We start from the raw sequence: 14931 nt of genomic DNA on the forward strand, positions 1-14931 counted from the left end.
CAAAATGCCTTGTTGCTTTCGGCCGGGTTCGATGTCATCCAAGGCTATCTGCATGGACGCCCGTTGCCGCCTGCGGAAATCGAAAGCCGCTGGTTTGCGGAAGGGGAAAAAAACGCCGGTTGATGCGAGATGGCGCCCTGCGGCGCTATTATTGGGGGGGATACGCCTGCTCCGCCGGTTGGCGTCGGTACAATGATTGGCCATGCACCAAGCAATTCAGGAGATGACTGCCCTGCGCCTTTCCGTTCGATGTCATCACGGCGGGCACAATCATTAACAAGAAAACATGATCCCTATTCTCCGCTCATCCCGCTCACTGGCGAAAGTCCTGGTTTTTCCGTTCGTAGCCCTCATTACCGTTCTCTCGCTTCTGATCGGTGGGCTCTCCTATTTTGTCGGGAGCCGGGCCGTAGTCTCCGTGGCGGAGCAGATGCTGGACCAGACGGCCAGCCGGGTCGCCCTCACCGTGCAGCACCATATAGACGGAGCCACCAGCGTCCTGGAGTCGGCCTTTCCGCGCGACCTGCCGGCGCCTCCCGATCTCAACAGCAGTCTGGATGCCATACGCGCCCGTTTCTGGAGCGCGACTTCCTTGCATCCCGATCTCAGCAATTACGTCTTTTACGGCAACCGCAACGGCGACTTCGTCGGCCTGTTCCGCTATGCCCCGAAGGATGCCGAACTGCGCGTGAAATATTCCTCGCTCGGCTACCGCAGCGCCTATCGCATGAGCAGCATCAACGGCCTGCTGGGCATGTCCAAGAACGACGAGACCGACTTCGATCCACGCAAGCGGCCCTGGTACCAGACAAGCCAGGATGCCGAGCGCGATACGTGGAGCGACATCTATATCAATTTCTGGGACAAGGATCTGGTGGCAACCCGCTCGCGCCGCGTGTTGAACGCCGAGGGCGAGTTTGAGGGCGTGGTGGGAACCGACGTCTCGCTCAACGCGCTCAATGATTTTGTCCGCAGCTTGCATGTCAGTCCGCGCGGGATTGCCTTCATCATGGAAGCCAACGGCAACCTGATCGCCTCTTCCGACGGACAAAACACGCAAGCCGGCCAGGCTGGACAAATTGGCCGTTTGCGCGCCGACGCCAGCGAGAACTCCATCATCCGCAATGCCTATGGTTCCCTGCAAAAATACCTGAGTGAAGAAGCGGTGCTCGGTAAAGCACACAACACCTTCACCTTCAAGGACAACGATGGCGAACTGATCTACGGCGCTTATTCGTGGGTACGCGACAACGCCGGGCTGTCCTGGGTGACGGTCGTGGCCGTGCCGCGGGGCGACTTCCTCAGCATGCTCGATAAAAACGTGCTCTGGACCATCGCCATTTCCCTGCTTGCCGTGAGCATGGCGCTGGTGCTGGGACTGACCATCGTCCACTGGGTGGTGCGGGATGTGCGCCGGTTGTCGCGCGCGGCCAAGCTGATCGGCAAGGGGCAGATGAACGTCGCGCTGAATATCGAACGCCAGGACGAGATCGGCCAGCTCGCGGACAGCTTCATGGAAATGCACAAGGAGCTCAGTACCGACAAGCTCACCGGCGTCACCAGCCGGGCCGCCCTGCTGCGCTATCTCGATGCGGCCGTGCACAACCGCAACAACCGCAAGCAGCGCGAACAACACTCCAGCTTTACCCTGATGTTCATCGATCTCAACCGTTTCAAAGCCATCAACGACACATTGGGACATGAATACGGCGACCAGACGCTGATCGAAGTCGGCCAGCGCTTTCTCAGCATCGTGCGAGAGGACGACATTGTGTCCCGCTTCGGGGGAGATGAATTCGTCTTGGTATTCTGGGGCGTTACCGATCCCGCTTTCGCCGACAACATGAAAAAGAAGATTGCCGATGCCCTGGCCCCGCCATTGCAGTGCCTGCAAGGCGTCGAAGGCGCGCAGGACATGACTGTCGGCGCTTCCATCGGCGTTTCGTTCTATCCCCAGAATGGCAATGACGTCGAGACGCTGATCAAATTGGCCGACCATGGCATGTACAAGGACAAGGAAGCCGGCCGCAAAGGTCCTACCGGAGCCGGTCTCCCGCCCCTGTAATTCTGCCCTGCCCCCCGGGTCCCGGCCTGCGCCGGGACGATGGCGCCGTTGTGGAGATGAACATGCCTTGTCCATCTCCCGATCGCCGGTTTCCGCATATTCAAAGCCGGAAATAGTCGTTCCCTCCACCTCCCCCGCTTCCTATACTCGCTCCCATTTGGTGCATCTTCACACCAGATCATGTCTCCCGCATTGGGCCCGGATCGCCACCAGAGATCCGCGGCATGGCAATGCGCGGCGATGTTCCTGAACTCACAACAACAAGGAAAAAACCTCATGCAATTACGCGCCTCTTTCACCCCATTGTTTCTCGCGCTGGCCCTGGCCGCGGGCGCGGCACAGGCCGACAAGCTGGACGACATCAAGAAGGCCGGCGTGCTGCGCGTGGCCGCATTCGACGGCAACCCGCCGTTCGGCTATGTGGATGCGGCCAGCAAGAAAATCGTCGGCCTGGACATCGATTACGCCAATGAACTGGGCAAGAAGCTGGGCGTGAAGGTGGAGATCGTGCCGACCAATCCGGCCAACCGCATCCCCCTGCTGACCTCCAACAAGGTTGACCTGGTATTCGCCAACTTCACCATCACCGAAGACCGTGCCAAGGTGATCGATTTCAGCATCCCCTACATCGCTTCGGGCCAGCAGTTCCTGTCCAAGAAGGGTGTGCTCAAGAATGCTGACGACATCAGGAAGGTACGCGTAGGCACCGACAAGGGCACCACGATGGAAACCACATTGCGCGAGAAGTATCCCGACACCAAGGTCGTGCTGTACGACGATACTCCGCTGGGCCTGGCCGCCCTGCGCAACGGCAACATCCAGGCATTCAGCCAAGATGGCACCAAGCTGACCGCGATCCTGGGCACCTTGCCGGACAAGGAAAAGTATGAGATCCCGCCATTCGCCATCTCCGAAGAATATGAAGGCGTGGGCGTACCCAAGGGCGAGGCCCGCCTGGTGTCTTACCTCAACGACTGGCTGCGCGACCTGGAAAAGAACGGCACCGCCCAGCAGATCTACGACAAGTGGTTCGGCCCGCAAAGCGCCCAACCGCTGCCGCGCCTGTTCAAGATCGGCGACACCAAACTGAGCCAGAAGTAATCCTCGGCAACTGCTGCAACTCATGGCCGGCAGAACCTGTTCAAAGTCTCGGCGGGACTTTGAACAGGTTCTTACGCCGGCCGTTTGCTTTTGGCCTCTTCCCTCCCCCCGATGCTCGCCCAACTCTACGCCGGCCCTTTGCTGGCCCCGAAATACCTGTACTGGATGTGGCAAGGCTTCTTGACCACGCTGTGGCTGACCGCTGCGGTGGCCTTGCTCGCCACCCTGTTCGGGATGCTGCTGGCGGCAGCCCGCTCCAGCGCCAACCGCGCGCTGCATGGTGCGGCCGCTGCCTACACTTCGCTGTTCCGCAACACGCCCTTGCTGGTGCAATTGCTGTTCTGGTACTTCGGCGTACCCAGCCTGTTTCCCGAAGGGACCATGGACTGGCTCAACGGCGACCATAGCCTGCGCCTGTTCGGCCTGTTCACGCTGAACTGGCCTTCCTTCGAATTCCTGGCGGCCCTGTGCGGCCTGGTGTTCTATTCCACTGCCTACGTCAGCGAGGAAATCCGTTCCGGCATCCGCGGCGTCGCCCCCGGCCAGGCGCTGGCGGGTGCGGCCATCGGCATGACGCGCTGGCAGGTGCTGCGCTACATCGTGCTGCCGCAGGCCACCCGCATCGCCTTGCCGCCGCTGCTGGGCCAATACATGAACATCCTCAAGAACACCTCGCTGACCATGGGCATCGGTCTGGCTGAACTCTCCTACACCTCGCGCCAGGTGGAGTCGGAAACCTTCCTGGCCTTCCAGGCTTTCGGCGTGGCCACGCTGCTTTACATCGCCGCCATCGCCGTGATCGAAAGTGCCGGCCATTACCGCCTGCGCACACGCCAGGCCAAACAAGGAAGACACTGATGCAGCTCTCTGTCCTGCTGGACAACCTGCCCTATCTGCTATGGGGAAATTACCCGGACGGCCCGCTGGGCGGCGCCGCCCTGACGCTGCTGCTGAGCGCCGGTTCGGCCGTCATGTCGGCGCTGCTGGGACTATTGCTGGGCATCTTGCTGGCCATCGGCAATGGCGCCTGGCACAAGCTGCTGATGCTGGCGCTGGGATTTTTCAGGGCTATCCCGGTACTGATGCTGATCTTCTGGACCTACTTCCTGCTGCCGATCGCCTTCGGCATCGATGTGCCGGGCGTGCTGTCGGTAATGTTCGCCCTGTCGCTGGTGAGCGCGGCCTACCTGGCCCATTCGGTGGCGGCGGGCATCGCCGGCATCGGCCAGGGTCAGTGGCAAGCCGGCCTGTCGCTCGGCTTGCCGCGGCTGGCGGTGCTGCGCCATATCATCCTGCCGCAAGCCTTGCAGATCATGCTGCCCTCCTTCGTCAACCAATGGGTCACACTGGTCAAGGACAGTTCGCTGGCCTACATCGTGGGCGTGGGTGAACTGTCTTTTGTCGCGGCGCAGGTCAACAGCCGGCTGATGGTGTATCCGGCCGAAATCTTCCTGTTCGTCGGGGTCCTGTATTTTCTGCTTTGCTCGGGGCTGGAACAATTCGCATTGTGGGTCGGCCGCCGGTTCGATCCGCAGCGCATCGCCGCGCGCCGCATGATGCGAGAGGCCTCGGCGGCGCATGAAAACGGTATGCAACAGGGCGTGAGGCTGCCCGGATAACAGGCAAAACGCGCATCGTCCTTATGCGTTTTCCTTCTTTCAAGCCTCTCTTTTATTCGTTCGTTTTCTTGTGCCGTGGTTTTAGAGTTGCTCCATGAATTGCCGTCTATAACCACCAAATTCTGGGGTGCGGCATCTGCATCGGGAGAACTCAACATGCCATCAAGCTCCACCCTCAGCACTGTCCCGGCATCACTTGCCGCACCGCTGGAATTGCCCCACGAACTGGCCGCCATCCGCGACCAGGCCGCCGCATCCGGCCTGCCTTACGCCGGCGGCGTGACGCCGCAAGCCGCATGGGCGCTGTTTTCGGCCGGCAAGGCATTGCTGGTGGACGTGCGCACCGCCGAGGAACGCAAATTCGTCGGCCATGTCCCCGGCAGCGCGCATGTTGCCTGGGCCACCGGGACCTCGCTGTCGCGCAATCCCCGTTTCGTGCGTGAACTGGAAAGCAAGATCGGCGGCAAGGAGGTGCCCACCCTGCTGCTGTGCCGCAGCGGCAAGCGTTCGGCGGCTGCGGCAGAAGCCGCTGCCAAGGCCGGGCTGACCTGTATTTTCAATGTGCTGGAAGGCTTCGAAGGCGAGATCGACGAACAGCTCCAGCGCGGCAAAGCCGATGGCTGGCGCTTTCATGGCCTGCCTTGGGTGCAGGACTGAGCCGGAGGCGGCGCCAACCAACATCTCACGAGGACCACGTGGCCAATTTCGATATCCATCAGATCGTCCAGTCGCTGCACGAAGCGCGTTTGGACTGGCGTCTCTCGCAGCGGCGCAACAACGATGCCAATGGCCGCGAATTTCCCTCGCGCGACGCGCTGGCGTCCATCGTGGAAACACTCAAGGGCGTGCTGTTCCCGATGCGGCTGGGGCCGCCCGACCTGCGGCAGGAAAGCGAGAACTTCCACGTCGCCCACGCGCTCGATGCCGCCCTTCACAGCCTGCTTGAACAAGCCCGGCTGGAACTGAAGTACAGCGCCACCCTGCAAAACAAGGCGGTACCGGATCTCGATGCCGATGCCTTGCATGTGACGCGCGCCTTCGGCGCGTCGCTCCCGGATATCCGCAGCCTGCTCGATACCGACGTGCTGGCCGCCTACCAAGGCGATCCGGCCGCGCGCAGCGTCGACGAGGTATTGCTGTGCTATCCGGGTACGCTGGCGATGATCCACTACCGGCTGGCACACCGCCTCTACAAGCTGGGCCTGCCGCTGCTGGCCCGCATCATCTCGGAACTGGCGCACAGTGCGACCGGCATCGATATCCACCCCGGCGCCCGGATCGGCGCCGGCTTCTTCATCGACCACGGCACCGGCGTGGTGATCGGCGAAACCGCCATCATCGGCAACAACGTTCGCATCTACCAGGCCGTCACGCTGGGGGCCAAGCGCTTCCCCACCGATGCCCAGGGCAAGCTGGAAAAGGGCAACGCGCGCCATCCGGTGGTCGAGGACGATGTCGTGATTTATGCCGGCGCCACCATCCTCGGCCGCATCACGCTGGGCCGTGGCGCGGTGATCGGCGGCAATGTCTGGCTGACCCACGATGTACCGGCCGGGGCGCAGATCTCCCAGGCGGCATCGCGTGAAGAAGGCGCCGTGCTCGCGGCTGCCGCTGCGGCTTGACGGGGATCGATATGAGTCAGATTGCTGAATTGCAAGAGGTACGCACCGAGGAGGAAGCGCTGTCCAGTGCACTGGTCCAAAGCTTCGGCATCGGCGTGCGCCAGCTGCGCCGCGCGCGCGGCTGGTCGCAGGAGCGCCTGGCAGAAAATTCGAACCTGAACCGTTCCTACATCGGGGAGATCGAGCGCGGCACCGCGATCGCTTCTTTGGTGACCGTGGAAAAGCTCGCCAATGCACTCACCCTGTCGCCTTCCGCTCTCGTCACACGCGGCGAAAACATCAGTCAGCAAAACCTTGTACGCGGCCTCAAGTTGATGGCTATAGCATGTTGAGCCATCCCCTGTCAGCCGCGACACTTTGAGCCGTCGCTTTACACGCACTTCCCCTTAACCCACCCATATTGGAGTCCAGATGTCGGCAACAGTCGGCGGTACCACCGCACTCGGCGATAACGCAGCAAGGCAACTAGCCAACGCCACCAAAACCGCTCCCCAACTCGAGACCATCAGCCCGCGCTGGTTGACGCATCTGTTGCAATGGGTTCCGGTGGAGGCCGGCATCTATCGCTTGAACAAGGTCAAGAATCCGGAATCGATCAAGGTCACCTGCACCGCGCGCGAAGAGGAAAACCAGTTGCCGCGTACCTTCGTCGACTACGAAGACCAGCCGCGCGAATATTTCCTGAATGCGGTATCCACCATCCTCGATGTGCATACCCGCGTCTCCGACCTGTACAGCAGCCCGCACGACCAGATCAAGGAACAGTTGCGCCTGACCATCGAGACCATCAAGGAAAACCAGGAAAGCGAACTGATCAACAACCCCGACTACGGCCTGCTGGCCCAGGTGACCGACGAACAGCGCATCTTCCCGCTGACCGGCGCGCCGACGCCGGACGACCTCGACGAGCTGCTGACCAAGGTCTGGAAAGAGCCGGCCTTCTTCCTGGCGCATCCGCTGGCGATCGCCGCCTTCGGCCGCGAAGCCACCCGCCGCGGCACCCCGCCGCCGACCATCAGCCTGTTCGGTTCGCAGTTCATCACCTGGCGCGGCGTCCCGCTGATCCCGTCCGACAAGGTGCCGGTGGCCGACGGCAAGAGCAAGATCCTGCTGCTGCGCGTGGGCGACAAGCGCCAGGGCGTGGTCGGCCTGTTCCAGCCGGGCCTGCCGGGCGAGCAGAGCCCGGGCCTGTCGGTACGCTTCATGGGCATCAACAACCATGCGATCTCGTCGTACCTGATCTCGCTGTATTGCTCGCTGGCGGTGCTGACGACCGATGCGCTGGCGGTGCTGGACGACGTCGAGATCAACAAGTACCACGACTATCCCGACACCTACAAATAAGAGGCCTCGATAGTGAGCATCCCCTCTTCCACCGCCGCCGCGCCGGATGCATCGGCAGCGCCGTTCGACCCGGCGCTGCTGGCGCGCCTGGCCACGGAACTGTTCGCCGCTCCGCCGTTTTCAGCGCCATTTGCGTCGCCAGGCGTGCAAGCGCCGGCCAACATCGCTCCACCGGCGTCACCGCTGTCCGGCCCCGCCGGATTCGGCCAGGGCGTACCCGGCACCGCCATCCCCCAGGGACTGGCGCCCGGCGTCAACCTGATCCCGTCGTCGCCGCACCAGGTGCTGTCGCTGGGCAACCGCGCGCCATCGCTGGCGCCGGCCGCGCAAGCCGGCAATGGCGTGCCCGACAAGGCGCTGTCGGCACTGCCGGCTTATGAGCCACGTCTGGGCGGCGCCGTCACCGGCGTGCCGCAAGCCGTCTCGCCGCCGGCGCAATTGCCTGCGGCCGATACCGGCTATTACTTCCTCGACGGCGGCCATGGCCATCCGCAAGCGGCGGCAATTCCTGCGGCGCCCGTACAGCCGCCGCAGGCATCGGCCACACCGCAGTATTACTTCTTGCATGCGGTCGAATTGCCCAGCGGCTTCGTCACGCCGCCCAAGGAAGATCCGCACGGCCGAGCGCCGCTGGCCGGCAGCGGGCATCATCCGCCGTTCGACGTGCATGCGGTACGCCGCGACTTCCCTATCCTGCAAGAGCGCGTCAACGGCAAACAGCTGATCTGGTTCGACAACGCCGCCACCACGCACAAGCCGCAATCGGTGATCGACCGCATCAGCGAGTTCTACCGCCGCGAAAACTCCAACATCCACCGCGCCGCGCATGAACTGGCCGCGCGCGCCACCGATGCCTATGAAGGCGCCCGCGAACGGGTACGCGGCTTCATCAACGCGCCTGACGTGAACGAAGTCATCTTCGTGCGCGGCACCACCGAGGCCATCAACCTGGTGGCCAAAAGCTGGGGCAGCAAGCATGTCGGCGCCGGCGACGAGATCATCGTCTCGCACCTGGAGCACCACGCCAACATCGTCCCCTGGCAGCAGCTGGCGGCCGAGAAAGGTGCCAAGCTGCGCGTGATCCCGGTGGACGACTCGGGACAGGTCTTGCTGGACGAATACGCCAAGCTGCTCAGCGACCGCACCAAGATCGTGGCCGTCACACAGGTTTCGAATGCGCTGGGCACGGTCACGCCGGTGAAGGAGATCGTGGCGCTGGCGCACCGCGCCGGTGCGAAAACGCTGGTCGACGGTGCGCAATCGGTGTCGCACATGCGCACCGACGTACAGGCGCTGGGGGCGGATTTCTTCGTGTTCTCCGGCCACAAGGTATTCGGGCCGACCGGCATCGGCGTGGTCTGGGGCAAGCGCGAAGTGCTGGAAGACATGCCGCCCTGGCAAGGCGGCGGCAACATGATCGCCGACGTCACCTTCGAGAAGACGGTGTTCCAGCCGCTACCCAACACCTTTGAAGCCGGCACCGGCAACATCGCCGACGCCGTCGGCCTGGGCGCCGCGATCGACTATGTCAACCGCATCGGCATCGAGAACATCGCCGGCTATGAGCATGCGCTGCTGGAGTACGGCATGCAAAAGCTGGGCGAAATCAAAGGCGTGCGGCTGATCGGCACGGCGGCGCACAAAGCCAGCGTGATGTCCTTCGTGCTGGACGGCCATACCACCGAAGAAGTAGGCAAGGCGCTCAACCAGGAAGGCATCGCGGTGCGCACCGGCCACCACTGCGCCCAGCCCATCCTGCGCCGGTTCGGCGTGGAAACCACCGTGCGCCCGTCGCTGGCGTTCTATAACACCTTCGACGAGATCGACTGCCTGCTGGCTGTCGTCAGGCGCCTGGCCGCCCAGCGCGGCAACCACTGAAGGCGCAGAAGTACGGCAGATGGCCCCGGATGCAGCGAGGCCATCTGCCGCACTATTGTCATGACTGCCATTGGGACATCGCGCCCCTGATGGCCGACACATCCCCTCCCTGCTTCCTACCCGGCGTGCTGCATTCCGCAGCCGCCCTTTCCATCTACTGAAGCAATCCCCTGCCAGCAGCGCAGTCTCCCGCTCCGTGCGGCAGCAGCGGCTATTGCATATCCATGCAGAAATACGCACAATCAGCACCAAAAGAGTGCGCCGTTACTGTTTTGTAATCCAGGGTGCCGACGTTTGCCTCCCAGGCACGTGCCTGGCAGCCAATTTCAACAGTTTTTTCACGTCGTCAAAAGGGAAGAAAATGCGCATAACAAACTTGAAAATTGGTACACGCCTGAGCATCGGCTTTGGCTTTCTGGTCGTGTTGCTGATGGTAATGGCAACATTCGGATCCTCACGGCTATCTATGCTGAATTCGCAGATAGATGACGTCATCAACGATAAATATCCCAAAACCGTATTGGCCAACGATGTCATCGACAAGGTCAACCTGATCGCACGCGCTTCGCGCAACATATTGCTGATGAGCGATCCCGAACAGATCGGCAAGGAAATACAGGTCATCCATGAAGCCAGCCAGAAGACTCAGGCGGCGATCGAGAAACTCGACGGCATGATCAGCGGGGAAAAGGGACGCGCCCTGATGAAGAGCATCCTGGATGCGCGTACGCAATACAACGCCAACCGCGACGAGGTGCTGCAATTGGTACAGGCGGGCTCCAGGAACGAGGCCACCATCCTGTTGCTGGAAAAGGTCCGGCCTTTGCAATTGGGCTACATGATGGCAGTCGAGGCATTGATCACGCACCAGAACCAGCTGATGCATGAATCCGGCGAAGATGCGAAGACCGAGTACCGGGAAGCGCGCAACCTGATGATCGCCCTGGGCACGATCGCGATCGTTTTCGCCGCGCTGACGGCGTGGCTGGTGACACGCAGCATCACCTCGCCGCTCAACCGCGCCGTCAAGGTGGCGGAAACCGTCGCCGCCGGGGACCTGACATCGCAGATCGATGCCGCCGGCAAGGATGAAACCGGGCAACTGCTGCGTGCGTTGCGGACCATGAATGACAACCTCCTCAATATTGTCACGCAGGTTCGCCTGGGCACCGACACCATTTCCACCGCCTCAACCCAGATCGCCGCCGGCAACCTCGACCTGTCCAGCCGCACCGAGGAACAAGCCAGTTCGCTCGAAGAAACGGCCTCTTCCATGGAGGAGCTGACGGCCACCGTCAAGCAAAATGCCGAGAATGCGCGCGAAGCGAACAAGCTCGCCATCTCGGCTTCGGCCGTGGCAGTCGAAGGCGGCAGCGTCGTCGGCCAGGTGGTCGACACGATGACGGCCATCAATGAATCGTCGCGAAAGATTGTCGATATCATCGCCGTGATCGACGGCATTGCCTTCCAGACCAATATCCTGGCGCTCAATGCCGCCGTGGAAGCGGCACGCGCCGGCGAACAGGGACGCGGCTTCGCGGTCGTGGCCAGCGAAGTGCGCACGCTGGCGCAACGCAGCGCTGCCGCCGCCAAGGAAATCAAGTCGCTGATCGACGATTCGGTCGACAAGGTGGACTCCGGCAGCAAGCTGGTCGGGCAGGCCGGCCAGACCATGAACGAAGTGGTGGCCAGCGTCAAACGCGTGACCGACATCGTCGGTGAAATTACCGACGCCAGCCGCGAGCAAGGCGAAGGGATCGAACAGGTCAACCAGGCGGTTTCACAAATGGACCAGGTCACGCAGCAGAATGCGGCGTTGGTCGAAGAAGCCGCGGCCGCCGCACAGTCCTTGCAGCATCAGGCGTCCAACCTGTCCCAGATCGTTGGCGTGTTCAAGATCAATGGCAACCGCCTGACGCACGATAGCGCTGCGGCGCCCGAAAAATACGCACGCAACATCACACCGAAGCCTCCCACCCTGACGCGTGACGATGGGCAAAACCGCCTGGCGCCAGCAGCTACGGCGGCCAAAGACGACTGGGAACAATTCTAACGATCTCCCTCGAACACACCCGCCGATGCGGGTGTGTTCATCACGGGCTTGCATCCATCCGCCAGTATTTGCACAATACCCCATGTGCTTTTTATGGTGCCATATCGTGTATTGCCTGCCGCTGCCCTCGCCTGCCGCTCCGCATGATGGGAAACCATCATGATCATCCGTGAACGCCCGAATTTCCTAAAGATCTTCTTTCTTCTCCAAGGATCCATCGTCCCCAAGATCCTTCCGCAGATCCTGATCGTCGGCGTCCTTTCGGCCCTGGTGATGTTCGTGCATTTCCGCTGGCCGCACTTCTTGCCGATTTATGATGGCGGGCCTTTTGCACTTCTCGGCATCGCCATCTCGGTATTCCTCAGTTTCCGCAACAGCGCCTGTTACGACAGATGGTGGGAGGGACGCAAGCAATGGGGAGCGCTCATCCACTCCTCGCGCAACCTGGCGCGCCAGACTTGCATATTGCCTGCGGAAGATCAGAAACACCTGCTGAACCTCACCTGCGCTTTTTCCCACGCGCTGGTGCACCATCTGCGGCCGGGCCAGAATGAAGCCGAAAATGTCTCCGCATTCCTGAGCCGGGAAGAAGCCTTGCTCTGGAAAAAAAGCCGCTTCCCTCCCGACATGATCATCCGGCTGATGGGACGCAAGCTGGTCGAATTGAGGGCGCAAGGAACGATCGGCGATATCCCGTACCAGATGCTGGACCGTACCATCGGGGAGATCGCAGGCGTCCTGGCGGCATGCGAACGCATCCGCTCAACTCCGATACCGTTCCCTTATATGCTGTTGTTGAACCGGACGGCCTTTCTCTTCTGCCTGTGCATTCCATTCGGTTTCGCCCATACCCTCGGCTGGGCAACCCCGTTTCCCACCATGCTGATCGCCTATACGTTTTTCGGATTGGACAAGGTGGGAGATGAATTGGAAGATCCTTTTTCCATGCATGACAATGGGTTGCCCCTGTCATTCCTGGCCAAAGTGATCGAGATCAACATGCGGGAAGCGCTTGGTGAAGACAACCTGCCTCCGTTCCCGGTGGCGGAAGCTTATATATTGAGGTAGCGTCCGGCATTGCATTGTTTTGCAGTGATGAAAGGCGGCCATCCGAGAGAAGCAGCCAATAACTATATTGATAAATACAAAGAATCATGAGCTTAGGATTTGGCGTAATTTCTTTCGTTTTCCTGGTTCTCGTCGCGATACCGAGTGCCGTAGTATTTTTTTACTACGTGCAAAGAGGTGGGCATTGCCGATTAATATCGCTTCTAGCAGCGCTTTTGATATCTTGCATGGGCTTGGCCCTCTTTTCCGTTTCAGACGAGATTGATATCGAAAGTTCAACATTCGTTTTTTTTCTCGCGTGGGGATTTTTCTTTTATTGTGGAGTTGCGTTCTTTTTCTTTTATTGCCTCTATATGAAATGGATTAAAGCGCGAAGGCATTCCAAATCTATTTTATGAACGTCTATTATTGGCCACAAACTGCCACTTCAACTAAAAGAAAAATCTAAAAAGGCATGCTCCGACTTCTAATCCTATTGTTCGTTTTTCCTCTTAGCGCATGTGGCGTCATCGGCCCCAAGTTGGATTTTTATGATGCGAAGCTTATTGCCAACCAGCCCAACATTTCGACGGTTACAGGCTCAAAGACTGATGATGAAAAACCGTTGTCTCCGGTTCGTGTATTCATGGACAGTATCGACATGAAGGTGACAGGCAGAGGTAAAGAACAACTTTGCAGCGTAAATAGGCCATACCCGGTTGTGCCAGGAAAGCACGTGCTGCTAGTTGTTATCTCGGCGGGAGAACCATTTGCATCGAGTCGGGTCGGCTCTGGTCAAATACAAATTGATGTACCCTCGAACGCCAGGCTGACAATCAAAGGCGAGGCCCTTTCCAGTCGTTCAGGGACGATCTGGGTAGAAGATGCGAAGGGCAACATAGTCTCAGATAGAGTTGATGTCCTATTGAAAGACAGCCCTTCCAAGGGGATGCCTGCAGGTTTTGCTGTCATTGAAAGCTCATGCTGGTTGCCATGACCAGGTCGTTTCGACGTAGCCCTAGAAGACAAAGCGACTAAGGCGGAGGGAGCACAGGACCGGTAAAAATGTCGACAGTGAGCGATGGAATTGTTTTTTTGAAGACTCTCGGTTGCCTGATAAACGCAAAGAAAAGGTAGCTTGCATCACAGCAATCCAGGTCTGGATTGGCAGCTATCGACCACAAGCGGGTGTGCTACTTGAACATGTCGTAAGCACCAATTCAACAGAAGGGATTTATGGGCGTTCACCGATTCCAAATCTTTGCGGACTATTTTCAGTTCATCTTGATGGATGAAGCGTCGGAAGACGATGCCGGTTTGCTATGGACCAGCGAAAACTCGGCAGAATGGTTAATTGATATCGGACAGTCGACCTTGGGTCTTGGGACCTTGCGTAATGTCGATGTCGCCGTTGATATTCACATCGGTGCGCATGCACCGTTCTATTCGCCGAATGCCTTCGATCATCTTGTAGAAGGAAGCATCTACTTCCCTACCGGGAATTTGTTAATTATGGGAGGAACTGAGGCGCTATCTACGGCGCGTCGAATTACCGTATATCCAGGTTCCTATCGTCTACTTTATGCCTTGCGTGGCGTCGAGACGATCAAGTTGGAACATGAGCCAGCGGATGACGTGTATTCGCTTTTCATCTGGCCTGCAGAACAAGGAAGTACGATTTTGCACAAACACTGGAAGTCATCTCAAGTTCATGCGAGCCAATGAGTGCGAAGCACTTGTACTTGAATAGCAGTCTCAATCGTCTAGGTAGGGATATCGAATATCGTCCAAGAACCTGCGTTTGATAAATTCTGGGGGAAACGTCATGATCTTCAAAAAAAAATCAGTACTTGTGCTGTTATTTCTAATGAATTCCCATGCAATAGGGGAAACTCTTAATTCGAAGGATGAAGTCCGCAATTTTACCGATGAGGTCATGGGGAGCATCGCTGCGGATAATCTTGGAGGTGCGTTCAAACAGATTCGCGAATATGCATCTGTATCAGCAGCAGACGTCGGCGCTATGGAAGCACAACTAAATATTCAGTTTCCCACGCTCATCAGTCGCTATGGTGAACCTTCGGGATTTGAATTTATTGATTTAAAAACTGTAGGTAGTTCGCTTTTGGAAATCGTCTACATCGCCAAATATGAAAAACATGCGATGCCATGGCGGTTTTATTTTTATAAGACAAACAAAGG

Annotated in this window: 14 protein-coding genes; all 14 read left to right on the forward strand. The window is 59.3% G+C overall.

What is annotated here, in order from left to right:
* The first annotated feature begins 286 nt into the window (after positions 1-286).
* Positions 287-2065 carry a diguanylate cyclase domain-containing protein gene (locus AKL28_RS21540; protein WP_082221612.1) on the forward strand — a complete coding sequence of 593 codons (1779 nt, stop codon included), beginning with the start codon at positions 287-289 and terminating at the stop codon, positions 2063-2065.
* A gap of 276 nt (positions 2066-2341) precedes the next feature.
* Positions 2342-3166 (forward strand): ABC transporter substrate-binding protein, encoded by an 825-nt coding sequence (locus AKL28_RS21545; RefSeq protein WP_050470371.1) that lies wholly within the window; start codon positions 2342-2344, stop codon positions 3164-3166.
* Positions 3167-3277: 111 nt separating this feature from the next.
* A complete protein-coding gene (locus AKL28_RS21550) occupies positions 3278-4024 on the forward strand; it encodes an amino acid ABC transporter permease (protein WP_050470372.1) in 747 nt (248 codons plus the stop codon).
* Positions 4024-4785, forward strand: coding sequence for an amino acid ABC transporter permease (locus tag AKL28_RS21555; protein ID WP_050470373.1), 762 nt, complete (start codon positions 4024-4026; stop codon positions 4783-4785). Before AKL28_RS21550 ends, AKL28_RS21555 begins: the two co-directional genes overlap by 1 nt.
* Before the next feature lie 156 nt (positions 4786-4941).
* On the forward strand, positions 4942-5442 hold the full coding sequence (locus tag AKL28_RS21560) for a rhodanese-like domain-containing protein (RefSeq protein WP_050470374.1): 501 nt from the start codon (positions 4942-4944) through the stop codon (positions 5440-5442).
* A 38-nt stretch (positions 5443-5480) separates the two neighbouring features.
* A complete protein-coding gene (gene epsC, locus AKL28_RS21565; RefSeq protein WP_050470375.1) occupies positions 5481-6407 on the forward strand; it encodes a serine O-acetyltransferase EpsC in 927 nt (308 codons plus the stop codon).
* An 11-nt stretch (positions 6408-6418) separates the two neighbouring features.
* Positions 6419-6739, forward strand: coding sequence for a helix-turn-helix domain-containing protein (locus AKL28_RS21570; RefSeq protein WP_050470376.1), 321 nt, complete (start codon positions 6419-6421; stop codon positions 6737-6739).
* Between the two features lie 79 nt (positions 6740-6818).
* A complete protein-coding gene (locus AKL28_RS21575; RefSeq protein ID WP_050470377.1) occupies positions 6819-7751 on the forward strand; it encodes a family 2A encapsulin nanocompartment shell protein in 933 nt (310 codons plus the stop codon).
* 12 nt (positions 7752-7763) lie between these two features.
* Positions 7764-9629: a family 2A encapsulin nanocompartment cargo protein cysteine desulfurase gene (locus AKL28_RS21580; RefSeq protein WP_414735709.1), complete on the forward strand. Its 1866-nt coding sequence runs from the start codon at positions 7764-7766 to the stop codon at positions 9627-9629.
* Positions 9630-9990: 361 nt separating this feature from the next.
* Positions 9991-11682 (forward strand): methyl-accepting chemotaxis protein, encoded by a 1692-nt coding sequence (locus tag AKL28_RS21585; protein ID WP_050470379.1) that lies wholly within the window; start codon positions 9991-9993, stop codon positions 11680-11682.
* Between the two features lie 159 nt (positions 11683-11841).
* The gene (locus tag AKL28_RS21590) at positions 11842-12750 is read left to right on the forward strand and encodes a bestrophin family protein (protein WP_050470380.1); all 909 of its coding nucleotides are present in this window, start codon (positions 11842-11844) and stop codon (positions 12748-12750) included.
* Positions 12751-13270: 520 nt separating this feature from the next.
* Positions 13271-13726, forward strand: a complete 456-nt coding sequence (locus tag AKL28_RS24660) for a hypothetical protein (protein WP_156226433.1) — start codon at positions 13271-13273, stop codon at positions 13724-13726.
* 239 nt (positions 13727-13965) lie between these two features.
* The gene (locus AKL28_RS21595; RefSeq protein WP_050470381.1) at positions 13966-14454 is read left to right on the forward strand and encodes a hypothetical protein; all 489 of its coding nucleotides are present in this window, start codon (positions 13966-13968) and stop codon (positions 14452-14454) included.
* A gap of 100 nt (positions 14455-14554) precedes the next feature.
* Positions 14555-14931 (forward strand): hypothetical protein (locus AKL28_RS24665; protein ID WP_156226434.1); only part of this gene is annotated, 377 nt, incomplete at its 3' end.

The organism is Herbaspirillum chlorophenolicum, assembly GCF_001189955.1.
In the GTDB taxonomy this organism is placed as follows: Bacteria; Pseudomonadota; Gammaproteobacteria; order Burkholderiales; family Burkholderiaceae_D; genus Herbaspirillum; species Herbaspirillum chlorophenolicum.